The organism is Ruegeria sp. BHSB064 (assembly GCF_059613205.1).
This window is the reverse complement of the sequence record NZ_JBXWSB010000024.1, coordinates 22,114-44,449: the sequence shown is the minus strand read 5'-3', so window position 1 is coordinate 44,449 and position 22,336 is coordinate 22,114. Positions and strand designations below refer to the sequence as shown.

The 22,336-nt window shown below is 57.3% G+C and carries 26 protein-coding genes; 12 read left to right on the top strand and 14 right to left on the bottom strand.

Translation table 11 applies throughout. The features are described 5' to 3' along the window. Positions 1–92 precede the first annotated feature (92 nt). Together AC2FNU_RS08320 and AC2FNU_RS08315 are read left to right on the top strand one after the other, a co-directional pair. Entirely contained in the window at positions 93–851 is a 759-nt protein-coding gene (locus AC2FNU_RS08320; protein WP_171096053.1) for an electron transfer flavoprotein subunit beta/FixA family protein, read from the top strand. Continuing rightward, positions 851–1,780 carry an electron transfer flavoprotein subunit alpha/FixB family protein gene (locus tag AC2FNU_RS08315; RefSeq protein WP_496787056.1) on the top strand — a complete coding sequence of 310 codons (930 nt, stop codon included), beginning with the start codon at positions 851–853 and terminating at the stop codon, positions 1,778–1,780. The genes AC2FNU_RS08320 and AC2FNU_RS08315 overlap by 1 nt, the downstream gene beginning before the upstream one ends. A 57-nt stretch (positions 1,781–1,837) precedes the next feature. Here AC2FNU_RS08315 and AC2FNU_RS08310 read toward each other — a convergent pair whose 3' ends face one another. Next, positions 1,838–2,641: a DUF6473 family protein gene (locus AC2FNU_RS08310; protein ID WP_496787054.1), complete on the bottom strand. Its 804-nt coding sequence runs from the start codon at positions 2,639–2,641 to the stop codon at positions 1,838–1,840. A 164-nt stretch (positions 2,642–2,805) separates the two neighbouring features. Here AC2FNU_RS08310 and AC2FNU_RS08305 point away from each other — a divergent pair, with 164 nt between their 5' ends. Further along, positions 2,806–3,681 carry a 3-hydroxybutyryl-CoA dehydrogenase gene (locus AC2FNU_RS08305; protein ID WP_496787050.1) on the top strand — a complete coding sequence of 292 codons (876 nt, stop codon included), beginning with the start codon at positions 2,806–2,808 and terminating at the stop codon, positions 3,679–3,681. Positions 3,682–3,756: 75 nt separating this feature from the next. On the opposite strand, the gene AC2FNU_RS08300 is transcribed toward AC2FNU_RS08305, so the two are convergent. Genes AC2FNU_RS08300 through AC2FNU_RS08270 form a run of 7 tightly spaced genes read right to left on the bottom strand, consistent with a single transcriptional unit; the run spans position 3,757 to position 9,176 of the window. Beyond that, complete coding sequence (locus tag AC2FNU_RS08300) at positions 3,757–4,656, bottom strand: lysophospholipid acyltransferase family protein (RefSeq protein ID WP_496787047.1); 900 nt, start codon at positions 4,654–4,656, stop codon at positions 3,757–3,759. Between the two features lie 38 nt (positions 4,657–4,694). Further along, entirely contained in the window at positions 4,695–4,964 is a 270-nt protein-coding gene (locus AC2FNU_RS08295; protein ID WP_496787045.1) for an HPr family phosphocarrier protein, read from the bottom strand. Between the two features lie 16 nt (positions 4,965–4,980). Further along, the gene (locus AC2FNU_RS08290) at positions 4,981–5,373 is read right to left on the bottom strand and encodes a PTS sugar transporter subunit IIA (protein ID WP_496787043.1); all 393 of its coding nucleotides are present in this window, start codon (positions 5,371–5,373) and stop codon (positions 4,981–4,983) included. Further along, positions 5,370–6,251 carry an RNase adapter RapZ gene (gene rapZ, locus AC2FNU_RS08285; RefSeq protein ID WP_496787041.1) on the bottom strand — a complete coding sequence of 294 codons (882 nt, stop codon included), beginning with the start codon at positions 6,249–6,251 and terminating at the stop codon, positions 5,370–5,372. Before rapZ ends, AC2FNU_RS08290 begins: the two co-directional genes overlap by 4 nt. Beyond that, the gene (locus AC2FNU_RS08280) at positions 6,248–6,718 is read right to left on the bottom strand and encodes an HPr kinase/phosphorylase (protein WP_496787037.1); all 471 of its coding nucleotides are present in this window, start codon (positions 6,716–6,718) and stop codon (positions 6,248–6,250) included. The genes rapZ and AC2FNU_RS08280 overlap by 4 nt, the downstream gene beginning before the upstream one ends. Before the next feature lie 3 nt (positions 6,719–6,721). Beyond that, positions 6,722–8,440: an ATP-binding protein gene (locus AC2FNU_RS08275; RefSeq protein ID WP_496787071.1), complete on the bottom strand. Its 1,719-nt coding sequence runs from the start codon at positions 8,438–8,440 to the stop codon at positions 6,722–6,724. A gap of 31 nt (positions 8,441–8,471) precedes the next feature. Continuing rightward, the gene (locus AC2FNU_RS08270; RefSeq protein WP_171096072.1) at positions 8,472–9,176 is read right to left on the bottom strand and encodes a response regulator transcription factor; all 705 of its coding nucleotides are present in this window, start codon (positions 9,174–9,176) and stop codon (positions 8,472–8,474) included. 342 nt (positions 9,177–9,518) lie between these two features. Here AC2FNU_RS08270 and AC2FNU_RS08265 point away from each other — a divergent pair, with 342 nt between their 5' ends. From AC2FNU_RS08265 to AC2FNU_RS08255, 3 genes are all read left to right on the top strand, one after another. After that, positions 9,519–11,117, top strand: coding sequence for a phosphoenolpyruvate carboxykinase (locus tag AC2FNU_RS08265; protein ID WP_496787034.1), 1,599 nt, complete (start codon positions 9,519–9,521; stop codon positions 11,115–11,117). 320 nt (positions 11,118–11,437) lie between these two features. Next, the gene (locus AC2FNU_RS08260) at positions 11,438–11,785 is read left to right on the top strand and encodes a hypothetical protein (RefSeq protein ID WP_496787032.1); all 348 of its coding nucleotides are present in this window, start codon (positions 11,438–11,440) and stop codon (positions 11,783–11,785) included. Positions 11,786–11,812: 27 nt separating this feature from the next. Next, complete coding sequence (locus tag AC2FNU_RS08255; RefSeq protein ID WP_496787030.1) at positions 11,813–12,364, top strand: hypothetical protein; 552 nt, start codon at positions 11,813–11,815, stop codon at positions 12,362–12,364. Between the two features lie 4 nt (positions 12,365–12,368). Here the strand turns inward: AC2FNU_RS08255 and AC2FNU_RS08250 are convergent, their stop codons facing one another. Beyond that, positions 12,369–13,133 (bottom strand): sulfite exporter TauE/SafE family protein, encoded by a 765-nt coding sequence (locus tag AC2FNU_RS08250; RefSeq protein WP_496787029.1) that lies wholly within the window; start codon positions 13,131–13,133, stop codon positions 12,369–12,371. A gap of 144 nt (positions 13,134–13,277) precedes the next feature. On the opposite strand from AC2FNU_RS08250, the gene AC2FNU_RS08245 reads away from it, so the two are divergent. The 3 genes from AC2FNU_RS08245 (at position 13,278) to AC2FNU_RS08235 (ending at position 16,190) form a co-directional block, all read left to right on the top strand. Then, entirely contained in the window at positions 13,278–14,969 is a 1,692-nt protein-coding gene (locus AC2FNU_RS08245) for an acyl-CoA dehydrogenase family protein (protein ID WP_496787027.1), read from the top strand. 236 nt (positions 14,970–15,205) lie between these two features. Next, positions 15,206–15,760 carry a hypothetical protein gene (locus AC2FNU_RS08240; protein WP_496787026.1) on the top strand — a complete coding sequence of 185 codons (555 nt, stop codon included), beginning with the start codon at positions 15,206–15,208 and terminating at the stop codon, positions 15,758–15,760. A gap of 37 nt (positions 15,761–15,797) precedes the next feature. Then, positions 15,798–16,190 carry an META domain-containing protein gene (locus tag AC2FNU_RS08235; RefSeq protein ID WP_496787022.1) on the top strand — a complete coding sequence of 131 codons (393 nt, stop codon included), beginning with the start codon at positions 15,798–15,800 and terminating at the stop codon, positions 16,188–16,190. Here AC2FNU_RS08235 and recO read toward each other — a convergent pair. Further along, positions 16,174–16,899 carry a DNA repair protein RecO gene (gene recO, locus AC2FNU_RS08230; RefSeq protein WP_496787019.1) on the bottom strand — a complete coding sequence of 242 codons (726 nt, stop codon included), beginning with the start codon at positions 16,897–16,899 and terminating at the stop codon, positions 16,174–16,176. The two genes, AC2FNU_RS08235 and recO, sit on opposite strands and share 17 nt — an antisense overlap. 197 nt (positions 16,900–17,096) lie before the next feature. Between recO and AC2FNU_RS08225 the strand changes: the two genes are divergently transcribed. Both AC2FNU_RS08225 and AC2FNU_RS08220 read left to right on the top strand, forming a co-directional pair. Continuing rightward, positions 17,097–17,342: a hypothetical protein gene (locus AC2FNU_RS08225; RefSeq protein ID WP_171096088.1), complete on the top strand. Its 246-nt coding sequence runs from the start codon at positions 17,097–17,099 to the stop codon at positions 17,340–17,342. Positions 17,343–17,479: 137 nt separating this feature from the next. Next, complete coding sequence (locus AC2FNU_RS08220; RefSeq protein WP_480801999.1) at positions 17,480–17,869, top strand: VOC family protein; 390 nt, start codon at positions 17,480–17,482, stop codon at positions 17,867–17,869. A 46-nt stretch (positions 17,870–17,915) separates the two neighbouring features. Here AC2FNU_RS08220 and AC2FNU_RS08215 read toward each other — a convergent pair whose 3' ends face one another. Continuing rightward, positions 17,916–18,245, bottom strand: a complete 330-nt coding sequence (locus AC2FNU_RS08215; RefSeq protein WP_496787015.1) for a DUF1491 family protein — start codon at positions 18,243–18,245, stop codon at positions 17,916–17,918. Continuing rightward, on the bottom strand, positions 18,242–19,150 hold the full coding sequence (era, locus tag AC2FNU_RS08210; RefSeq protein WP_496787013.1) for a GTPase Era: 909 nt from the start codon (positions 19,148–19,150) through the stop codon (positions 18,242–18,244). Before era ends, AC2FNU_RS08215 begins: the two co-directional genes overlap by 4 nt. A 133-nt stretch (positions 19,151–19,283) precedes the next feature. Here era and AC2FNU_RS08205 point away from each other — a divergent pair, with 133 nt between their 5' ends. Then, positions 19,284–20,693, top strand: a complete 1,410-nt coding sequence (locus AC2FNU_RS08205) for a multicopper oxidase family protein (RefSeq protein WP_496787011.1) — start codon at positions 19,284–19,286, stop codon at positions 20,691–20,693. Positions 20,694–20,814: 121 nt separating this feature from the next. Here AC2FNU_RS08205 and rnc read toward each other — a convergent pair whose 3' ends face one another. Next, positions 20,815–21,495, bottom strand: a complete 681-nt coding sequence (rnc, locus tag AC2FNU_RS08200) for a ribonuclease III (protein ID WP_171096099.1) — start codon at positions 21,493–21,495, stop codon at positions 20,815–20,817. Then, positions 21,492–22,331 (bottom strand): signal peptidase I, encoded by an 840-nt coding sequence (lepB, locus tag AC2FNU_RS08195; RefSeq protein ID WP_496787009.1) that lies wholly within the window; start codon positions 22,329–22,331, stop codon positions 21,492–21,494. The genes rnc and lepB overlap by 4 nt, the downstream gene beginning before the upstream one ends. Between the last annotated feature and the right edge of the window lie 5 nt (positions 22,332–22,336).

Below are 22,336 nucleotides of genomic sequence, written 5' to 3'. Positions count from 1 at the left end.
TGTGCTTCTGCCGCAGGCGCTATCTAGTCCGTCGAGAGCATTGGTGGAGTCGCTTTGGCGGCTTGCCGTTTTTTTGAGGAGCATACGCAAAAATGAAGGTACTGGTGCCTGTCAAGCGCGTGATTGACTACAACGTTAAGGTCCGCGTGAAAGCGGATGGGAGCGGTGTTGATCTCGCCAATGTGAAAATGTCGATGAACCCGTTCGACGAGATTGCTGTTGAAGAAGCAATTCGTCTGAAAGAAGCGGGCAAAGCCGACGAAGTTGTTGCCGTTTCGATCGGCGTCAAGCAAGCACAGGAAACGCTGCGCACCGCGCTGGCGATGGGTGCAGACCGCGCGATCCTGGTTGTGGCCGCTGATGACGTGCACACCGACATCGAACCGCTGGCCGTTGCCAAGATCCTGGCCAAAGTGGTCGAGGAAGAGCAGCCGGGCATCGTTCTGGCGGGCAAGCAGGCGATCGACAACGACATGAACGCCACCGGTCAGATGCTGTCGGCCCTGCTGGGCTGGTCACAAGGTACGTTCGCGTCCGAGCTGGACATTGAAGGCGACAGCGCCAAGATCACCCGTGAGGTGGATGGCGGTCTGCAGACCATCAGCGTCAAGATGCCGACCATCGTGACCGTTGACCTGCGCCTGAACGAGCCGCGCTATGCGTCGCTGCCGAACATCATGAAGGCGAAGAAAAAGCCGCTGGATGAGAAAACCGCCGCCGATTATGGCGTCGACGTCACTCCGCGTCTGGAAATCGTCAAAACTGACGAGCCGCCGGCACGTGCCGCTGGTATCGTCGTGGGCTCGGTCGACGAGCTGGTCGAGAAACTCAAAGAAGCGGGGGCTGTGTAATGGCTGTTCTTCTGCTGGCTGAAGTCAACAATGGTGAGCTGTCGATGGACGCCACCGCAAAGGCCGTCAACGCTGCAAAGGCTCTGGGCGATGTGACCGTTCTGGCTGCTGGTGGGTCCGCCGCCGCTGCCGGTGAGGCCGCCGCCAAGATTGAAGGCGTGTCCAAGGTTCTGGTCGCCGAGGATGCCTCGCTGGGCCACCGCCTGGCGGAATCGACCGCAGCGCTGATCGTGTCGCTGGCCGATGGCTACGAGCACATCGTTGCCCCTGCGACCACCGACGCCAAGAACGTGATGCCGCGCGTTGCCGCGCTGCTGGACGTCATGGTGATCTCGGATGCGTCCGGCGTGGTTGACGGATCGACCTTCGAGCGTCCGATCTATGCGGGCAACGCGATCCAGACCGTGAAATCGAACGACGCCAAGAAGGTTGTCACCCTGCGGACCGCGTCCTTCGACGCCGCAGGCGAAGGCGGTTCGGCCCCGGTCGAAGCCATCTCGGTCCCGGCCTCCGAAGGTCTGTCGTCGTGGGTCGAGGACAAGGTTGCCGAGAGCGACCGTCCAGAGCTGACCTCGGCTGGTGTTGTTGTCTCGGGCGGCCGTGGTGTCGGCTCGGAAGAGGACTTCAAACTGATCGAAACCCTGGCCGACAAGCTGGGTGCCGCTGTTGGCGCATCGCGCGCCGCCGTTGACTCGGGCTACGCCCCGAACGACTGGCAGGTGGGTCAGACCGGTAAGGTTGTTGCACCTGACCTGTATGTCGCTGTCGGCATCTCGGGCGCGATCCAGCACTTGGCTGGTATGAAAGACTCGAAGGTCATCGTTGCGATCAACAAAGACGAAGAAGCGCCGATCTTCCAGGTCGCTGACTTCGGCCTGGTCGCAGACCTGTTCCAGGCAGTGCCGGAACTGACCGAAAAACTCGGCTGATCAGTCTGCCTAGTTTTTGACAACGATAATTGAAGGCCCGCCCAATGGCGGGCCTTTTTATTGCAGGTCGCGCAATACTGGCAGCAGGTGACCAGCAATCTCTCTGTGCGCGGACGGGCCAATCATATGCTCAGCCATCGGCTGTTGCAGCGTACCAAACAACACGTCTTCCAAAGCATCAGACTGCGCAGCCACGCAAACCGTGCATTCAACCACGCTGGCACAAAGGGGTCGAAGCGGCTGGATCAAAGCAGCGTCCGGCAAGACAGAATCGCCTTGTGTTCCTTTCCCTCCGTGCACATGCAGCCAAAGCAGAATGACTGGCGGATCAATCTGACGCAACAGATGGGACGTCGTGCGCACCCAAGCATCTCGTAGCTCTTGTTCAATTGCGGCGAAGCGTTTGTCTTCTGCTGCGCGGAGCCTGTTCAACAAATGCCTCACAAAATGAATCTCAGTGAAATCAACTTCGGGATAAAGCTGTAACAGGTCCCGAGAGGGCTCCAGAAACCGATCATTCCGGTGCGGATGAACGCGGTAGAAGCGATTCGACTGGTACGGCAGACCGAGTGTTTGAAAAACGCATATCTCCGCCTTATTTGTCAGGCTCAACAACGCCCGGTCGCCCAGCAGGGCTTCGACACCGCAAAACAAGCTGCCAAAATTGATGCAGGGCATCCCCAATTGATCCGCCAGCACCGCGGGAAACGGTTGATCCACAAAACGACCAAAGGTCTCGTCCCCACCCAGGCACGCCACAAAAGGGCCGTTCAAATCACCGGCCGGACCGCGGAACCAAAGTTTTGAACCCTTGTATTGGCAAACGCAGTCCCCGCTCCTGTTTGTTCCATGAAAGCTCATATCAAGCCCCCCATATTCTCACCCGCTTGCCATCTTGCGGCCTCAGATGTTGAGAAAACCCTAATGCGCGCATTTGAAGCAAAATAGTCAGGTCCGATCCCCTTGCCGCCTGCCCCGCTCTGCCGATACTGTCGCGATAATCTTCAGGGCAAGGGCAGCTGAACATGGAAATAAAATCGATCGGAGTGATTGGCGCGGGCCAGATGGGTAACGGGATTGCCCATGTTCTGGCGTTGGCAGAATATGAGGTCTTGCTGAATGATGTCAGTCAGGACGCGCTGAACAACGCGGTATCCACAATCGAAGGCAACATGGCGCGCCAAGCCTCTCGCGGCAAGATCAGCGACGAAGATATGCAGGATGCATTGAAACGTATCACGACAACGCTTGAACTGCCCCGTCTTGGTCAAACCGATCTGGTCATCGAAGCCGCGACCGAGCGGGAAACGATCAAGCAGGCGATTTTCGAGGACCTGCAACCGCATCTGTTGCCGCATACGATTTTGACGTCAAACACGTCATCCATTTCGATCACACGTCTGGCCAGCCGCACTGACCGGCCAGAGCGGTTTATGGGATTTCACTTCATGAATCCGGTGCCGGTCATGCAGCTGGTGGAACTGATCCGGGGCATCGCCACAGACGAAGAGACGTTCAGCGCCTGTAAGGCTGTGGTCGATCGCCTCGGCAAAACGGCAGCGAGTGCCGAAGATTTCCCGGCCTTCATCGTCAACCGCATTCTGATGCCGATGATCAATGAGGCTGTTTATACTCTTTACGAAGGGGTTGGCAGCGTTCAGTCCATCGACCAGTCAATGAAGCTGGGTGCGAATCATCCGATGGGGCCGCTGGAACTGGCGGATTTCATCGGGCTGGATACCTGCCTGGCGATCATGAACGTTTTGCATGACGGTCTGGCTGACACCAAATACCGCCCCTGCCCGCTATTGACGAAATATGTCGAGGCGGGTTGGTTGGGCCGCAAAACCGAGCGAGGGTTTTACGACTATCGCGGAGAGGTTCCGGTTCCGACACGCTAACAGGGGGCCAGCCCCCTCGCCCGGATTTCATCCGGGCTCACCCCCGAGGTGTATTCGGCCAGATGAAGAAGCGGATCAGGCTTTGTTTGATTGGCCCAAGGACATTGTGCGATCCCGTAGCCATGCCATGAAGCCGCGCGGGTCGCGCTCGAGCAGTTCCATATCTTCATCGCTGATCGGCTCACCGATAACCGGCGACTGCGGTTTGTTGCAGGATCGGACGATTTCATGCAGCAGCAATCCCTGCCGCAGAATCGGCGACAGCTTATTGGCGATCTGGTACCATCGCGAGTTGCTGCCGGGGAAGAAAATCGGCAACACCTGCGCGCCCGAGCGACGGATCATTTTGGCGGTGAACACGTTCCATTCCCGCTCGATGGCGGGACCAAACCAGTCATCTGAAGACATCACCACACCCGAAGGGAACAGGGCCACCACACCGCCGTTCTTCAGGTGATCCATGGCCTTGCCGCGCATCTCCAGCATCTTGGCCTGCGCTTCGGGGTCATGCGGGAAGGGCACCGGGATCATGAAGGACGTCGCGGCCTCATCCAGTCCGGTCAGGACAGACCGGGTCAGAATGCGATAATCGCTGCGCACCCGTCCAATCAGTTCAGCCAGGATCATTCCATCGACCATACCGTGCGGGTGGTTGGCAACCACAACAACAGGACCGGTTTTGGGAATCCGGGCAATCTGTTCTTGCGGTGTGGTCAGGTCGATTCCCATAGTTGTGAGGGCACCGCCCCAGAACCGCTGGCCGCGGTAGTATTCGTTCTTTTTTTCGAATTTGTTGACCATGCGCAAAATGGTCAGCTTACCTGTGCACCACTCGATCGCCCGAATAGCGGTCGAGGTCCAAGCATCGTCAAACGAGTTCGCATAGGTCAGGGTTCTACGGTCGTAGATTTCGCCCTGATCTGTGGTCCCATCCACCACCGGGCTTGTCTTGGTCTCGTGCGTCGTTTCCGCCAATTCCTGGTCTTCCCGTTTTCATGTCGCGGCGGGGCGGATTAAAACCCCTCTCCGAACTTGTCATTCACAAGCGCTTCCAGAGCTTCCGCCAATGCCTCAGCATCCGGCCCGGACGTCTCGACGTCAATAGTTGTTCCGCGCGAGGCTGCCAACATCAAAAGACCCATAATACTGTCACCTGAGGCAGAAAGTCCGTCTTTGGACACCTCGGCATGGGCATCGAACCCTTCCACGACCTCGACCAGTTTTGCCGAGGCACGGGCGTGCAGGCCCTTTTCATTGATGATTTTAAGGCTTCGGTTGGTCATAGTCGTCAATCCGGTTTTATTCCAATGTCACATTTTGTGCATTTATGTATTTCCGTCCAGCCTCCATTGCCTGACGCACGGCATCGCCGATGGGCAGGTGGCGGCTTTTGGCCAGTTTGATCAGCATTGGAAGGTTGGCGCCGTAGAGAATACGCCGATCCTGAGGCGCACAGGCCCTCAGGCTGAGATTCGACGGGCTCCCGCCAAACAGGTCGGTGACAACCACGACACCATCGCCCATGTCCACGCTGTCCGCAGCCTGGCAGATCTCGGCCTGTTTTGCGTCACGGTCGTGGTCGGCTTCGATCGCAATAGCCACCAGACCGGGTTGCGGCCCAACCACATGCTGTGTGGCGGCCAGATATTCCTGAGCCAACCCCCCATGCGCAACGATCACAATCCCGATCAATCCGACCTCACATTCAACGTCCGGCGTTCCATCTCGCGATGCCTAATTGCCACTTGCTGACCGCCTTCGGCAAGGGCCTTTGCAACGGCTTCGGCCATTGCAACAGAGCGGTGTTGCCCCCCGGTACACCCAAAGGCCACAGACAGATGCGCTTTGCCTTCGGCCCGAAATGCGGGCAACAAAAGATTGAGCAGATCCATGACACGTTCAAAAAACGGCAAATAGGTCGTGTCCGATTGCACATAGTGCGCGACATCCGGGTGTCGACCATCCGCAGCCCGCAACTCGGGGCGCCAATATGGGTTGGCCAGAAACCGGCAGTCGAACACCATGTCCAACCCGCGCGGCAGCCCGCGTTTATACGAAAACGATTCTATAGAAACCGCAAGGTGCCGCCCGTCCTTGGGGGCAAACCAGGTTTCGACCTCTTCGCGCAACTGATGGACGTTCAACAGGCTTGTGTCGATCAGCGTATCCGCAATTTCACGGATCGGAGCCAACAGTTCTTTTTCGCGCTGAATGCCGGTTTCGGGGCTGGCATCTCTTGCAACCGGGTGTCGGCGGCGCGTTTCCGAAAAACGGCGCAGCAGAACGTCGTCACTGCAATCCAGATACAGCACCGTCAAATCCACTTGCGCCATGCGGCCCATCTTTTCGGCCAATTCGATAAATCCGATTGTCGAAAAATCCCGATTGCGGGCATCGACGCCCAGCGCCATCGGACGCTCGCTGTCCGCGCTGTCGAGCAGGCGCAGCAACAGCCCCATCGGCAGGTTATCAATGGCCTCGAAGCCAAGATCTTCCAGCACGTGGATCGCGGTGGATCGGCCAGCGCCTGAGGGGCCTGTGACCAATACGATCCGCCGTTGTGAAGTCATGTGTTCGGCCATTCTGCGTTTTCACGCCCATATTTTAGCAACTGCATCAATGCTGCTGCCAAATTGGGGACGCCAGCGCCCCGAAGCAAGGGAACAGTTTGCCTCAGGACTTGAACAGTGATCTGTTCGGGAAACCGCGCTGGCTCGCTCTGTGCCAGATCCACGACGTAACTCACCGGTGCTGACTCGACCGTCTGGGTTTTGAGCAGACCGATATGGCGCGCTTCGATCAAGCCGCGCAAATGTGGAACGGCAGACGCGACGACCCGCTCTTCGACCATCTCAAGGATCACGCGATCATCCGCAACCAGGTCTGCCCCAAAGGCCATCATCTGCAGTGCCAACCCGGATTTACCTGTGCCAGAGGCACCGATGATCAACACGCCGCGCCCTTCAACCGAAACACAGGAAGCGTGAACGCACGCCTTGTCCAGGTTTTTGGCGTCTGACAGCAAATTGGTTTGCATCGGTTAAACGGGCAGCCCCACCACGAAACGCGCGCCCAGAGGATCCGAGGTGATGTCGGCTTCGGTCGGGCGTATGTTTTCGGCCCAGATCACACCGCCATGGGCTTCGACAATCTGCTTTGAGATCGCAAGACCAAGGCCCGAGTTATTGCCGAAGTGCTCGGCCGGGCGCTGCGAGTAGAAGCGCTTGAACACTTTGGTCAGCGCCTGTTCGGGAATGCCGGGACCTGTATCCTCAACTACGACCAAAACGCGATTGTCGCGCTGACGGACCCAGACACGGATGGCATCGCTTTCCTCGCAGAAGGAAATCGCGTTGGTGATGAGGTTGACAAATACCTGCGCCAACCGGGCTTCGAGCCCATTGATGATGATCGGTTCAGATGGAAGGTCGGTGATGTAGTCGATGCCTTTGGAGCGCGCATCCTCGCCCAAATACTGACCCAGATTGCCCAGCAGCTTGAGAAGGTCAAAGGGCTGCTCTTCTTCTTTGACCAGTTCCGCGTCCAGACGCGAGGCGTTCGAGATATCGCTGACCAGACGGTCCAGACGCCGGACGTCATGTTCAATCACATCCAGCAACTTGTCGCGCTGATCCTCGCGTTTGACCATACGCAGCGTGCCAACGGCGGATTGCAGGCTGGCCAAGGGGTTTTTGATTTCATGGGCCACGTCAGCGGCGAACTGTTCATTCGCGTCGATCCGATTGTAGAGCGCTGTTACCATACCCCGCAGCGCACGGCTGAGACGTCCAATCTCGTCCGGGCGCGCGCTAAGATCCGGAATACGGATTCGACCGGGGTTGACCCCTGTACCACGATCCTTGCCCATTTCAGCCGCCGCCGCCAGATCCGCCAGTGGGTTGGCGATGGTCGAGGCCAGCACAAGGCTCAGACCTACGGAAACCAGAAGGGCCACAACAAACATCTGAAGGATGCGTTCCTGTTCGCGGCGGGCCAGCGCGTCGATTTCCCCTGCCGGGCCAGTGATGGCAACGGCACCAGCCGGGCTATCCGCATACAGGATCGGTGCGGCCGCAACGATCACAGTGTCTCCCGCGCTGTCTTGCACGGCTTGGACCTGCGCTTGCCCTAGCAGCGCCTGTGGAATAATCGCCTGAACCCGTTGCGCCAGCGTTGGAGATTCCGTCTCGGTCGACCAGTTGAACAGGTTAGACAGACCAATCCAGACCGCATTCAGCGTATCGCTTATGACAGTGCTGCCGGTTTGCACTTCAGCATCCGAACGAAGAAGCACCGGCATGTCAGAGGCTTGTGGCGCGCCACGTGTCCAACCGATCAGAGTACCACTTGCGTCATAGACAAAGACTTCGCCGCCTTCGGGTAGTGTCAGCCCTGAAAGCGTATCCTTGACGTCCAGGTTGCCAGCATTTTGCGCCGAACTCTGCGCACCCTGTCGCAGCTGCGTTTCAAAAACGTTGCTGACCAACTGCGCATCGCCCAGCAGGTTACGAGCGGTTTGCTGCACCTTTTCTTTGCGCGAATCGTCCAGATACAGCAGGCCGGTGACCAGAATCACCAAGGCGATCAGATTGAAGGTGATGATCTTGCGGGCCAAGGGCGATCCCCGCAGAGAAAACAGGTTCCTCCGGGATCGCTTTTCCCTCAGCTCGGCAGACTCGGGATCCTGGGGGATAACCCAGTCATCCCCAAGAACGACGTCACCGTCGCGCAATTCTCTGGCTTCTTCGGTGTCGCGCACGAGAGCCAATTACCTCTTGAAGGCGTCGCGCCTATTCTTCGTTGTACCGGTAACCGATACCATACAGGGTTTCGATCGCCGAGAACTCGGGGTCGGCTGCGCGCATTTTCTTGCGTAGGCGTTTAATGTGGCTGTCGATTGTCCTGTCGTCCACATAAACTTGATCGTCGTAAGCCACATCCATCAGCTGATCACGGCTTTTGACAAAGCCCGGACGCTGGGCAAGCGCTTGTAACAACAAGAATTCTGTGACGGTCAGGGACACGTCATTCCCTTTCCAGCTTACGGCATGGCGCAAAGGATCCATCCGCAGGTCACCGCGTTCCATAACTTTGGTGTCACTGCTGTTGGCGGCCACCGCATCGCCGCTTGTCGCCTCTTGCCGGCGCAGCAACGCACGGATGCGTTCCACCAGCAACCGCTGCGAGAACGGCTTTTTTACATAGTCATCCGCGCCCATGCGCAGGCCGAGAACCTCGTCGATCTCGTCATCTTTCGAGGTCAGGAAGATCACTGGCATCTGCGTTTTCTGACGCAGCCGCTGCAGCAGATCCATACCATCCATCCGAGGCATTTTTATATCGAGCACAGCCATATCCGGCAGCTTTTTGTTGAACGCATCCAACGCGGCCTGGCCATCATTATAAGTTTCAACCTCGAAACCTTCGGCTTCAAGGGTCATGGATACGGACGTCAGAATGTTTCTATCGTCATCCACCAGTGCAATCTTTGACATCGGGCTCACCCCTATTCCTGCTCACTCGCGCAATAATTCGCTTATTTGTAAGGCATTGTTGGCGGTTTTAAGACGCCGAATCAATCCGTAACCTCGAATCGTGCCTTTGTTGCGGCAGGTCTGCGGCAAATTTGCCTTTATGCCCGCAAAAATCTGCCCGCTTTTCAAACATTGAATTTGTGGTGGCGCTAAACTCGGACTTGGTTGCGCTAACTGCGTCAACCCGCCTGTTCATGCCCCAAATGACCGTGATAAGACGCGCCCAGCCGCCGGTTTGCCCGGCTCACTGCCCCAATGGCGCTAACGGCCAAAGCCCGCGCGCCGCCACAGGAGAAGACACACATGACATCTGGACGGGTTAACCCGCAATTCCGCCTCGAAGATCAGGGCATCGAGGGTCTGGGCAATGTCTATTATAACTTCATGGAACCGGCGCTGATCGAAGAAGCGCTGAAGCGCGGCGAAGGCACACTTGGCAATGGTGGTGCGTTTCTGGTCACCACCGGCAAGTTCACCGGTCGCTCGCCCAAGGACAAACACGTCGTCAAAACCGACAGTGTCGTCGACACCATCTGGTGGGAAAACAACGCCGAAATGAGCCCCGAAGGCTTTGACGCGCTGTACCAAGACATGCTGGCCCATATGAAAGGCCGCGACTACTTCGTGCAGGATCTCGTCGGCGGTGCTGACCCCGCATACGCGATCAACGTGCGCATGGTCACCGAGCTGGCCTGGCATAATCTTTTCATCCGCCACTTGCTGCGCCGCCCGGATCGCGAGGATCTGGATGACTTCACAGCCGACTTCACCATTATCAACTGCCCCAGCTTCCAGGCCGACCCGGCCAAGCACGGCTGCCGTAGTGAAACGGTGATTGCGCTGAACTTTGATCGCAAGCTGATTCTGATCGGTGGCACTGAATACGCAGGTGAGAACAAGAAGTCCGTCTTCACTCTGCTCAACTACATGCTGCCGGAAAAAGGTGTGATGCCGATGCACTGCTCGGCCAACCATGCCGTTGGCAACCCGGTCGATACCGCCGTATTCTTCGGGCTTTCGGGCACCGGCAAGACGACCTTGTCGGCTGACCCGGCCCGCATACTGATTGGTGATGACGAACACGGCTGGTCGGATCGCGGCACCTTCAACTTCGAAGGCGGCTGTTATGCGAAGACAATCAACCTGAACGCCGAGGCCGAGCCGGAGATCTACGCGACCACCAGTAAATTCGGCACCGTTATCGAGAACATGGTTTTCGATCCCGAGACCAAAGAGCTGGATTTCGACGACGATTCCCTGACTGCCAACATGCGCTGCGCGTATCCGTTGGAGTATATCTCGAACGCATCCAGCAGCGCTTTGGGCGGGCACCCAAAGAACATCATCATGCTGACCTGTGACGCCTTTGGTGTTCTGCCTCCGATCGCGCGATTGACCCCGGCGCAAGCGATGTACCACTTCCTGTCTGGCTTCACCTCGAAGGTTGCGGGGACCGAACGTGGTGTGACTGAACCGCAGCCCACGTTCTCGACCTGCTTTGGCGCGCCGTTCATGCCGCGCCGTCCGGAAGAATACGGTAATCTGTTGCGGGATAAGATCGCCCAGCATGGCGCGACCTGCTGGCTGGTGAACACCGGCTGGACCGGTGGTGCTTATGGCGTAGGAAGCCGGATGCCGATCAAGGCGACCCGCGCATTGCTGACGGCAGCCCTGGATGGTTCGCTGCGCGATGCTGAATTCCGCAAAGACGCCAATTTCGGCTTTGATGTACCGGTTTCCGTACCCGGTGTCGCCGAGGTACTGTTGGACCCGCGTCGCACTTGGGACGATCAGGCCGCGTTCGACAAACAAGCCGAGAAACTGGTTCAAATGTTTGCCGAAAACTTCGAACAATACCTGCCGTTCATCGACGACGATATCAAAGCCGTAGCGATTGGCTAACGAGGCGCTGCGCACAAAAAACAAGGGGCCTGCGGGCCCCTTTTTTCATTTCAGCAACCACCCGCACAATCAACCTTTAGTTGTATGTCACAAAAAGCACATACAAGTGCGTTGTTTCAAATTGCGATCTGGGGTACCTGTTAGTCTCGATGAGACGAAAAAGCCCGGCACATCAGCGCCGGGCATTGACTGAAAGGACTTTGTGGCAGCTCATTTGCGCACACTCACAACGCAGGATTGAGCAACCTAATCAGGCACCTAGTCTAAGTAATAGGGGACGAGTGTCAACATGGGACTAGCTGGTTTTTCTTGGGACCGGTGTGGCTCAGATAGTCGCAGACAAGCGACAGTTGGCACAGGAAATTGCAGGTAAGAACATGACAGAAATCTCGAAACTCACCGAACTACGCAAATTGATGCAGAGCATGGAACGGACGCTTGGTCTGGAAAAACTATCTCCGGTTGAGCGCGACATTTATTACGCGGCGGAAGAACTCTCGAAGTCTGATCAGGAAGTGCGCACATTCGGTTTGATCGAGCATACATTGGTCCAAAGCGTATCACGCCCGACCTTTTTCCGCGCCCTGAAATCACTGGTTCAAAAAGGTTACCTTTCGCAAAGCGGCAGCGCCAACCGGGGGCGGTATATCGTTAATGCGCCCAGATGATGCCTGTAAATCGCGCGCGGTCCGATGATGTCCGTGCGCGCCTGGGCGATTGACACGTTCGCGGCCTCATCGGCCTATGTGGTGGCGTCATTCCTGACCTTCGCCGTTTTGATGCCTCTTCAGAACATGTACTTTCCGGAGTATCCAAGCCGGGCCAGTCTGTTGTTTCTGCCACATGGCGTGCGGGTTCTCTCGGCGTGGCTGTTAGGATGGCGCGCGATCTTTGCCCTGTTGCCGGGCGTTTTCATCGTCTTTGCTTATCTGGGGGGCACTGACGTATTCCTACCCAGCCGCCTACTGGCCATTGCCATAGCGGTCACAACTGTTCCGGCGGTGTTCTATCTGTTCAAAGCCATCGGATGGGACCTGTTCCCGCGTCCTGACCGCAAACCCTGTTGGGCCTGCGTCATGGGTGTGGGCATCATCACGTCTTTTCTTGTCTCGGGCCTGACCAATCTGGCCTTCGGCAGTGCAACCGTCGAATACATTGCCTTTCTGATCGGGGATATCTCGGGCTTGTTCTTCCTGATGCTGGGACTTTATTTCGCGTTCCGCTTTGCCGACAAACGACCGGGCTGAGGCCTCATCCCATCAACCCGCGTCGCAGCAGGTTTAATCCAGCCACCAACAACACAAAAAGGGTCGCTTTGCGAAAACTGGCCTGATCGATTCGGTTCTGCAGTTTGGTCCCGACCCACATCCCCGCCAAAGCGGGAAAGACCAATGCCGCGGAAAACGGTAGTGTCTCTTCCCGCAAGATGCCGGATCCCAGATGCGCGGCCAACAAAAGCACCGCGCCAAGCCCATAAATCACGCCCTGAATGCGGATCTGTTCCTTTTTAGGCGTGTTCAAAGCCATCAGATAAGCAACAGTTGGCGGCCCCCAAACGCCGGACATGCCGCCAGCAAAACCTGCCAACCCACCCACAGCAGCTTCTATTCGGGTAGAAGGATTGTTCAGGACCAGTCGGCCTCCCAATACCTGAAACAAACAGAAGACCGAGACCAGCCCGCCGATCAGAAGCAGCGAAACGGAACTGGGCATGATAGTGACGAGCTGCGCGCTCAGAACCAACATGAGGCCTCCGACGATCAGAAACACCCGAAAGCTTAGGATCGAGGAGTAAGCGGCCGCTGCGCCTCCGCCCAGCGCTTGAAGCCCGTTTGTCGCAAGTGTCGGCAGAATAAGCCCTGCAAGGGTCAACTCGGGGGTCAGAAACGAATTCAGACCAGACACCATTACCATTGGCATGGCGAAACCAACAATGCCCTTAATCCATCCGGCGGCAAAAGCTACGGCCATGGCAAGCATCAGGTCTTGCGGTGAAAGAATGGAAAACAGGGTCATTCCCCCTAGATACCATCTGGGATTTCTTCTGCATTGCAAAAATGTTCAGGTAATTTTTGAACTTTTTCGTAGCGTAATAAGTATTTTTGTTGCGCTGCACGTGCAGCATGATATGACCAGACGACCGAGGAAAGGACGCGATTCATGGCCCACGACGGACAAGATATGACCGAGATGACAAAAGCTGCAGTTTTGCCCGATCTTCTGGGTTTGACACGGGCCGCCGTGCCTGCGGTAGAAGCCGTCTTTGAAAAAGCCCGCGAATCCGTGCGCTCCATGGTTTCTGCGGATGGTCGCGTCTCTGGCGCTCTGATCGAGGCGAACCAGACAGCTGCGCATGGTCTGGCTTGGCTGGCCACCTACACGCAGTCGCTGCAACAGATGCAACGCTGGGCCGAGGCCCTGCAAGCCGAAGGAAAATTTGGCGAGGTCGAACAGCTGCTGCACCAGATCGCGTTTGGCGAATACCTGCATCAGGTCGCCGGTGGCATTCCAATGAACCAGGGCGAAGTTATACGCCTCCAGGATATGGGGCTGGGCTGGGACGCGTTGTCGGGATTTCAATCGACCGAAGTTCAAACCCTTATGGCGCAGGCCAATTCTCAGGCTGCACGCAGCCGACTCGTTGCATTGATGCAGGATCAGGCTGGCGCCACGATGTTCGGTGCCTCTGGTCTGGAAGAAGAACTTGAGATGATCCGCGACCAATTCCGCCGCTACGCGCAGGAAAAGGTCGAACCGCATGCCCATGAATGGCACCTCAAGGATGAGCTGATCCCGATGGAAATCATCGAAGAACTGGCTGAAATGGGCGTTTTTGGCTTGACCATCCCCGAGGAATTCGGCGGGTTCGGCCTGTCCAAAGCTTCGATGTGCGTGGTGTCCGAAGAGTTGTCGCGTGGCTATGTCGGTGTCGGTTCCTTGGGCACACGGTCCGAAATTGCGGCCGAGCTGATCATTGCGGGCGGCACGGACGAGCAGAAAGCCAACTGGCTGCCAAAACTGGCAAGTGCCGAGATCCTGCCCACTGCCGTCTTTACCGAGCCCAACACCGGATCGGACCTTGGCAGCCTGCGCACGCGCGCTGTGAAAGACGAAAACGGCGATTATCAGATCACCGGCAATAAAACCTGGATCACACATGCAGCGCGGACTCATGTGATGACTCTGCTGGCGCGGACAAATCCCGACAGCACCGACCACCGCGGCCTGTCGATGTTCCTGGCCGAAAAAACGCCGGGCACCGACGAGAACCCATTCCCCACCCCCGGTATGACTGGTGGAGAGATCGAAGTTCTGGGCTATCGCGGCATGAAAGAATACGAGCTGGGCTTTGATGGCTTCCACGTCAAAGGTGAGAACCTGTTGGGCGGCGAAGAAGGCAAAGGTTTCAAGCAGTTGATGGAAACCTTCGAATCTGCCCGCATCCAAACCGCTGCCCGCGCCATCGGCGTGGCGCAAAGCGCGCTGGATATCGCCATGCAATACGCGATCGATCGCAAACAGTTCGGCAAGTCACTGATCAACTTCCCACGCGTCTCGGGCAAGCTGGCGATGATGGCGGTCGAAATCATGATTGCACGTCAGCTGACCTATTTCAGCGCATGGGAGAAAGATCACGGCCAACGCTGTGACCTGGAAGCCGGAATGGCCAAGCTGTTGGGTGCCCGTGTGGCCTGGGCCGCAGCCGATAACGGGCTGCAGATTCACGGCGGCAACGGTTTTGCACTGGAGTACAAGATCAGTCGCGTTCTGTGTGACGCGCGCATTCTGAATATTTTCGAAGGGGCTGCTGAGATTCAAGCGCAGGTCATCGCACGCCGGCTGCTTGGTTAACGGTTTCCAGCACCCCGTTTCCCCAACTGACCCGGCCACTGTGCCGGGTCTTTTTCTTGAATTGGTGGATTTGCAGGTGACACCGTTCCCTATTTTCAGTGAGCTCCAAACGGATTGCATCCGGCACACCCTCGCGCATAGGCCCTAAACTCAGCAAACTTCCCCTTTGAATCCGTATTGATCCCCGATAGAGCACCGAGCGAAACCAATCCCGTCCGAGTGAGGGTGAGCATAAAATGACTCGACGATTCTTTGCGCTTTGGTCGACCCTTGCAGCACTTGTACTGGGTGGTTGCACAGTCAGTCAGCCAACTGCCAGCCAAAGCGATATAGATGCGTTGACACAAGCCATCCTGTCACTCGGGGCGCAGGTCGATCCTGTCGAAGCGCAACAGGCTGCTACAATCTCCTACACCTATTCTCAGCGGTTGGCGCGGGAGTGGAATGTCACGGATCCAGCCATCATCCACAACGCCAAGGTCACCAACGGCTTTCGTGAGTTTGGCCTGTGCAATGACTGGGCGCAGGCCATGACCACGCGTCTGCGGCAGGAAAATTTCAGCACGCTTGATCTGCATTGGGTCACTTCTCCGCCCACGCAGTTTCGCATCATCCATCATTCGGCGTCGATCAGCGCCAAAGGAGATTCGATGGATAAAGGCATCATTCTGGACCCGTGGCGCAACAGCGGTGCATTGTATTGGGCACCGGTGCGTGAGGACACAAAGTACAACTGGAGACCCCGCCTTGAGGTGCGGGAGGAATTGCTGAGCGGCGCTATCCCCTATTGAGGTTTGCCAAATACACTTAATTGATTAAGACTCTATGATGACCCGCCTGATCTTTACGTTACCCCTGCTCGCCTTGTTCCAATGCGAAAAGGATGAAACCGTCGCCGCCTATGGCGCGGCGGGACAAACATGGGTCCTGCAAGAGATCGATGGTCAGCCATACGAAGCCAGCGCATTGCTCCGGTTTCCCGAGGAAGGGAAAATCGACGGAAACGCCCCCTGCAACAGTTACAACGGCACGCTGAATGCGCCCTACCCGTGGTTCGAGATCCAAGACCTGAGGGCAACGCGGGCCGCTTGTGCAGGGCTCGAGGCTGAAGGTATCTATTTTGCTGCCCTGATGGCCATGACCCAGTCCGAAGTATCGGGCAACGTGCTGATCCTACGCAATGAGGCGGGGCACGAGATGGTTTTCACAGCCGCCGAGTGAGCTGATCCACGAACCGCGCCCTTGCTTCTGGCAGAGGATTATGCCCAAGCGACGGTGCAACACGGTTTTCCAGGAAATAGCCGGTTGTGCGCAGGGCTTCTGCAACTTCAAGATCCGGTGCCGTGCCCTCGCCCCGGAGGCAGGGTGGCAGCGGCAACAGCTTGTCTGCCCACTCCCCGGCCCCATTTGCGCTCACAGCGCGGCCCGTCTTAGGTGACACGTAAACCAGTCCTTCGGTTGAACCCGTCACGGCACAGGTCGTCAGATCAAGGCCAAAGCCCAGTTCGTCCAGCAACGCCACTTCCCAACGCAGATATGCCAACGGCCAGATCTCATCCTGACCCAGCAAGTCCATCAACTGTTCGGTCCTCGCATAAAGCGCCGGATGTGGTTCCCGTTCAGGCAGACAAAACGACAATAGCGCAACAACGGTATTGAGCCCGGACAAGGCCAGCCGTCCAGAAAACGCCGCAGCCGTGCGGGACCGCAGAGGTTCGACCTGAAAGGTGCCGATATGTTCTTCCAAACGAGCACGCCATAACACATCCAGTTGCGCGCCAGGTTGCAGAATGGGCGCGATCTTGCGGCTGGTTCCACCGCGCACCACACCGGCGTGACGCCCGTGCGCCTCGGTGAAGACCTCGATTATCGCCGCGGTTTCACCATGGCGTCGAGAAGTCAGGAGAATGCCGTGATCGCGCCAGTCCAAATTTCGACCTTACCTCTGGTTGGGTTGGACCGCAGAAAATCCCAAGCGGGACAGGCGCGCAAGGGTTGAAACTCTTCTAACTCTGTTCAGAAAGAGGTTCTTTTTCCGTAACCGCCATAGTTTTGTGACTTCGCGCCAGACGGCTTGCGGTTGATCGCCCACGCCCCACCTGCAGTTCAAACAGAAGGGGCCGTGCTATGACTGATGACGAACCGCAACCCGTCGCCTTTTACGACGAACACAAAATCTGGACGCCTGATCCAACGGCTGCCGATATGCAGGTCTATGACACCTTTGCCTCGGCCGTGGTGGATCTGTTGCAGGTGCTGGATGACAACAAACCCATGTTGTCGAGGGATGTATACGCGCGTTTTTTTGCGTCTCTGCTGCATTTGTCCAGAGTGCTGGGCGAATACGAAGATGGATGGAGCCGGGGAAAATAGCTCAGTCAGTGACTGCAAATAAACTGATAGGCTAAAACCCAAGATCGTGCTGCGCCTGTGGCCTTTCAAGAAACGCGTTGCACCAGCGTAACTCGGGCATTAATGTTCTCTATATGTTCCATTAGAGGATTCCAACAATGTCACTTAACTATGTCATGATCGGTTCAAACGACGTTGTTAACGCACGCACGTATTATGACGCGGTTGTGTCCAGCATAGGCGGCAAAGTCGTCGCCGAATACATGCCTCATGCCGTCTGTTACGAGCTACGTGGCGGTGGGTGCATGTGGGTAGCGACGCCGTTCAACCAGGAAGCCGCCACAGTTGGAAATGGCAATATGGTTGGCCTTGCGTGCCAAAGCAAAGAAGAAGTGAAAGAAGCACATGCGGCCGCTTTGGCCAACGGCGGGACGAACGAAGGTGATCCGGGTGATCGCCCGCGATATGGTCCTAATTTCTTTGGCGCCTACGCGCGCGACCCGGATGGAAACAAGATGAGTTTTGTTTACCTTGGTGAAGACGGCTGACTGCTGAAACCAAGCTTTGCATCGACTTTAGAGTCTGAGAGAGAGTTTACTCCAACCCCTCTTCATCCAGCAAATGCCGTCCTTGCCGGTCTTCGACCTCGATCACCCAGAGATCAGGATCAAAGCTGCGTTGTTTGGTGATGGCGGCATCCACATCCGTCTCAGCCCCGCTGGACAGTTCGACCCATTTGCGCGCGCCGGACATCAGGTCAAAGCTGCGTTGGAATGCAATTGCCTGCCCGTCCAGCGTGTTGAGCTTGACCAGAACCGCCCCAGCGGTGTCGTCACCATGGGCCACAACAAAAGCCGGGATTTCCTGAAACCGAAGCCGCGCCAGATAGGCATGGACCCAGAATTCAGCAGTTAGCCGGGTCATGCGTTGCCGTCTTTGAAGTCCAGACCCATCTCTGAATAACGCTCGGATTCCTCCAACCAGTTGGGGCGGACTTTGACTTGCAGAAACAGATGGATCTTACGGTCCAGGAACTCTTCCAACTCGGCCCGCGCCGCTTGACTGACCGCTTTGATTGTCTCGCCGCGCTTGCCCAGAACGATACCCTTGTGACCGTCGCGCATGACGTAAATGACCTGATCAATCTTTGCGGAACCGTCTTTACGCTCTTCCCAGTTTTCAGTCTCGACGGTCAACTGGTACGGCAGTTCCTGATGCAGGCGCAGGGTCAGTTTTTCGCGCGTCATTTCAGCAGCGATCATGCGCAACGGCAGATCGGCGATCTGATCTTCGGGATACAGCCACGGTCCTTCGGGCAGTTCTCCGGCCAGCCATTTGCGCAAATCGTCTACACCATGGCCCTTTTCGGCCGAGATCAAGAAGGTCTCGGCAAACGGATAGCGGGCGTTCAGGTCGCTGGTCAGCGCCAGCAGTTTTTCGGACGGCACCTTGTCGATTTTGTTGATCGCCAGCGCGATGGTCCGGCCTTGACCGATCTCTTCCAGACCTTCGAGGATGCGTTCAACCCCTTCGGTGATACCGCGATGCGCCTCGACCATAAGCACAACAACATCTGCATCTGCGGCCCCACCCCAGGCGGCTGCGACCATGGCGCGGTCCAAGCGGCGGCGGGGTTTGAACAGGCCTGGCGTGTCAACAAACACCAACTGCGCGTCACCCTCCATCGCCACACCTCGAATGCGCGCGCGCGTGGTTTGCACCTTATGCGTCACGATCGAGACCTTGGCCCCGACCATGCGGTTCAAAAGGGTGGATTTGCCCGCGTTGGGCTCTCCGATCAGGGCGATAAATCCGGCGCGTGTGGTCATATATCTGGCGTTCCTGTGTGCAATTGCGCCCTGCTATAGCAGAAAGGGCCTGCGGGCCAGAGGGATTTGTCGCATTGCAGCCATGCATCAGCACTGGCAGGACTTGCAAAGACACCCAGCCGTTCCCAGCCCGGTGACACATCCGTTCAGTGAGGTTTTCATGAAACGTCGCGAGTTTCTTCTTGGCAGCGGTGCCGCTGCTGGCGCGGTCGGCTTAGGCGGTTTGTCCATGGCAGCCACTGGGTCTACGCACGATTTGGTGCTGCAGCCCGCCAGCTACAGGTTGCGCGATCAACTAACCACCGGGATGGTCAGCCTGTCGCCGGACGCACCGCCACAGGTTCTTTATGGGAAGCAGGATCAGAGGATGCGGCTGACGATGCGCAATACTCTGCCCGACTATACCGCGATGCACTGGCATGGATTGCGCATCGCCAATGAAATGGACGGTGTGCCCTACCTGACCCAAATGCCCATCGGCGAGGGCGAGAGCTTTGTCTATGAATTCACGCCACCGGATGCAGGGACCTACTGGTATCACCCCCATTGCATGACGATGGACCAGATGGCCCACGGCCTGACCGGTGTCATGGTGATTGCCGAGCCCGAAAACCCCGGCTTTGACAGCGAGCAAGTGATCAATCTGCGCGATTTCCGGCTGGATGAAGATGACGCGTTTCTGCCCGCTTACACCGCGCGCGGCGCTGCGCGCGCAGGAACGTTCGGCAATGTTCAGACTGCTAACTGGCTGACAGAAGCTGTGTATGATCATGCGGCGGGCAGTCTTGTGCGCCTGCGTGTGGTCAACACCGACACGACCCGGATCTACAAACTGCATTTTGAAGGCGCAGAGGTCCGGATCGTCGCCTGGGACGGGCATCCGGTTGAGGTTGAACTGGCTTTACCCACCGCGGACGCGCCCCTTTGGTTAGGTCCGGGACAGCGGGTGGATTTTGCGGTCCGAATGCCCGACGGGGAAGGTCAATCCGCAGCCTTGATGGCGAAGTTTCCCGGGCAGAAGCCCCGAGCCATGGCGCGCTTGCAGGCAACAGGGCAATCCGAAGCCCGCACCTTGAAAGAGCTACACCCTTTAGGGGCCAATCCCGTACAACGGCCCAATCTGGATCAGGCAGAACTGCACGAGTTTGTGTTCGGCTGGACGCCCGAAGGAGGTGCCCCAAACGACGGGTTTTGCGGGTCGTTGGGTTATAGCTTTTGGTCTATCAACCGCACACCTTGGCCCGGAGATGCAGCGCAGGGGACAGGGCCGTTGGCCGTGCTGAAACAGGGTAAAAGTTATGTTCTGCGACTGCACAATGAATCGCCCAACCTACATCCGATCCACCTGCACGGGCTGGCTTTTGTGCCGCTCAAGTCGAACCTCCGTCAGCTGCCGCCATTGATGACCGATACAACGCTTTTGCTGAAGGATGAGATCATCGACATCGCGTTGGTGGCGGACAATCCCGGTGACTGGGCCTTTCATTGTCATGTGATCGAACACCAGAAAACCGGGCTGGCCGGGTTCATTCGGGTGGTTTGAAGACAGGGTAAGCGTTGCCAGTCCGAAAGAAAGGGGGCCAGCCCCCTCGCCCGGATTTCATCCGGGCTCACCCCCGAGATATTTTTGGCCAGATGAAGTGGATCCGGTCAGGTGCAGCAGATCACTGCGGAAGGGAGGACAGCAAAGCCTTAGCCGCCGCCTGCTCGGCTTGCCGTTTGGAACCCGCTGTGGCCTGTGCCTCGGTGCCGTCCTGAAGACGGGCAGCGATGGTGAAGATCGGTGCATGGTCAGGGCCGCTGCGCTTGATCTCGACATATGAGGGCGGTTTTTGACCACGGGCCTGAGCCCATTCCTGCAACGACGTTTTGGCGTCGCGCGCGTCAGCTTCGACCGTGTGGATGCGGTCGCCCCAAAGGGCCAGGATGACATCGCGCGCGGCCTCGAACCCTGCGTCGCGGTAAATTGCGGCAATCACGGCTTCCATTGCGTCCCCCAACAGGGCTTGTTTGCGGCGGCCACCAGATAACATCTCGGATCGGCCCAGCTTCAGCACCCCGCCCAGATCGATCTGGCGGGCAACATCGGCGCAAGCCTCTTTGCGAACCAGCGCGTTGAAACGGGGGGCCAATTGGCCTTCGGATGCCGTTTTGTCAGCCTCAAGCAGAGCCGTGGCCATGACAAGGCCCAGCACCCGGTCACCCAGAAATTCGAGCCGTTGATTGTCGGGCCTTGTGGACGAAGAGACCGAACCATGGGTCAGCGCACGCACCAGCAATTCAGGATTGGCGAACTCATACCCCAAACGCTGCTGGAACGCCTTTATTTCAGCTGAAAGCTTCAATTGACCGCCTTGAAGAACCGATCACCGCGCCAGGTCCAGAAGAACAGCATCGACCGGCCAGCAGATGAGAACATGATGCGATCAGCCCGACCGATCAGGTTTTCGTAAGGCACGTAACCTACGCCACCCGCAGATTGGGGAAGGCGGCTGTCGGCAGAGTTGTCGCGGTTGTCACCCATAAAGAAGTAGTGGCCTTCGGGCACGTTGTAGATGCCGGTGTTGTCCGACCCCTGATTTCCGATGTTCAACACGTCATACGAGACACCGTTGGGCAGAGTCTCAATCAGGCGCGACTTTTCGCATGCACCACCAATACCAACAGGCCCGTTTTCGCAGCGAGGACGCAGGCGTTGCGGGCCTTGCGGCTCGGCAACTTCCGTGAAGACGCCATCGGGCTGCTGAGGAACCGGAACATCGTTCAGGATGATCTGACCTTCGCGGATCTGGATTCGATCACCCGGCAGACCAATCAGGCGCTTGATATAGTCACGCCCCGTGACCGGATGGCGGAAAACGATGACATCGCCGCGCTCGGGCTGGCCACCCCAGATGCGGCTGTCACCGTCACCCTGCATCCAGCCGCAGATATCCTCGGCATCCACGTTCAGTCCAACGCTTGGGATGATCAGGCTGGGACAGGACGCATAGGAATAGCCATAGGTCATCTTGTTGACGAAGAGGAAATCACCGATCAGCAGCGTTTCCTTCATTGAGCCCGAGGGAATCCAGAATGGCTGAAAGAAGAGGGTGCGGAATACGCCCGCAATCAGCAGAGCATAGACGATGGTTTTGATCGTCTCCCAGATGCCGCTTCCGGTTTTGGCTTCCTCGGCCATACTGC

What these genes read in the sequence shown, in the direction of transcription:
- AC2FNU_RS08320 (WP_171096053.1), top strand. Translation starts at nt 93, where the DNA reads ATGAAGGTACTGGTGCCTGTCAAGCGCGTGATTGACTACAACGTTAAG.
- AC2FNU_RS08315 (WP_496787056.1), top strand. Translation starts at nt 851, where the DNA reads ATGGCTGTTCTTCTGCTGGCTGAAGTCAACAATGGTGAGCTGTCGATG.
- AC2FNU_RS08310 (WP_496787054.1), bottom strand. Translation starts at nt 2,641, where the DNA reads ATGAGCTTTCATGGAACAAACAGGAGCGGGGACTGCGTTTGCCAATAC.
- AC2FNU_RS08305 (WP_496787050.1), top strand. Translation starts at nt 2,806, where the DNA reads ATGGAAATAAAATCGATCGGAGTGATTGGCGCGGGCCAGATGGGTAAC.
- AC2FNU_RS08295 (WP_496787045.1), bottom strand. Translation starts at nt 4,964, where the DNA reads ATGACCAACCGAAGCCTTAAAATCATCAATGAAAAGGGCCTGCACGCC.
- rapZ (WP_496787041.1), bottom strand. Translation starts at nt 6,251, where the DNA reads ATGACTTCACAACGGCGGATCGTATTGGTCACAGGCCCCTCAGGCGCT.
- AC2FNU_RS08280 (WP_496787037.1), bottom strand. Translation starts at nt 6,718, where the DNA reads ATGCAAACCAATTTGCTGTCAGACGCCAAAAACCTGGACAAGGCGTGC.
- AC2FNU_RS08270 (WP_171096072.1), bottom strand. Translation starts at nt 9,176, where the DNA reads ATGTCAAAGATTGCACTGGTGGATGACGATAGAAACATTCTGACGTCC.
- AC2FNU_RS08265 (WP_496787034.1), top strand. Translation starts at nt 9,519, where the DNA reads ATGACATCTGGACGGGTTAACCCGCAATTCCGCCTCGAAGATCAGGGC.
- AC2FNU_RS08255 (WP_496787030.1), top strand. Translation starts at nt 11,813, where the DNA reads ATGTCCGTGCGCGCCTGGGCGATTGACACGTTCGCGGCCTCATCGGCC.
- AC2FNU_RS08250 (WP_496787029.1), bottom strand. Translation starts at nt 13,133, where the DNA reads ATGACCCTGTTTTCCATTCTTTCACCGCAAGACCTGATGCTTGCCATG.
- AC2FNU_RS08245 (WP_496787027.1), top strand. Translation starts at nt 13,278, where the DNA reads ATGGCCCACGACGGACAAGATATGACCGAGATGACAAAAGCTGCAGTT.
- AC2FNU_RS08240 (WP_496787026.1), top strand. Translation starts at nt 15,206, where the DNA reads ATGACTCGACGATTCTTTGCGCTTTGGTCGACCCTTGCAGCACTTGTA.
- AC2FNU_RS08235 (WP_496787022.1), top strand. Translation starts at nt 15,798, where the DNA reads ATGACCCGCCTGATCTTTACGTTACCCCTGCTCGCCTTGTTCCAATGC.
- AC2FNU_RS08225 (WP_171096088.1), top strand. Translation starts at nt 17,097, where the DNA reads ATGACTGATGACGAACCGCAACCCGTCGCCTTTTACGACGAACACAAA.
- AC2FNU_RS08220 (WP_480801999.1), top strand. Translation starts at nt 17,480, where the DNA reads ATGTCACTTAACTATGTCATGATCGGTTCAAACGACGTTGTTAACGCA.
- AC2FNU_RS08215 (WP_496787015.1), bottom strand. Translation starts at nt 18,245, where the DNA reads ATGACCCGGCTAACTGCTGAATTCTGGGTCCATGCCTATCTGGCGCGG.
- era (WP_496787013.1), bottom strand. Translation starts at nt 19,150, where the DNA reads ATGACCACACGCGCCGGATTTATCGCCCTGATCGGAGAGCCCAACGCG.
- lepB (WP_496787009.1), bottom strand. Translation starts at nt 22,331, where the DNA reads ATGGCCGAGGAAGCCAAAACCGGAAGCGGCATCTGGGAGACGATCAAA.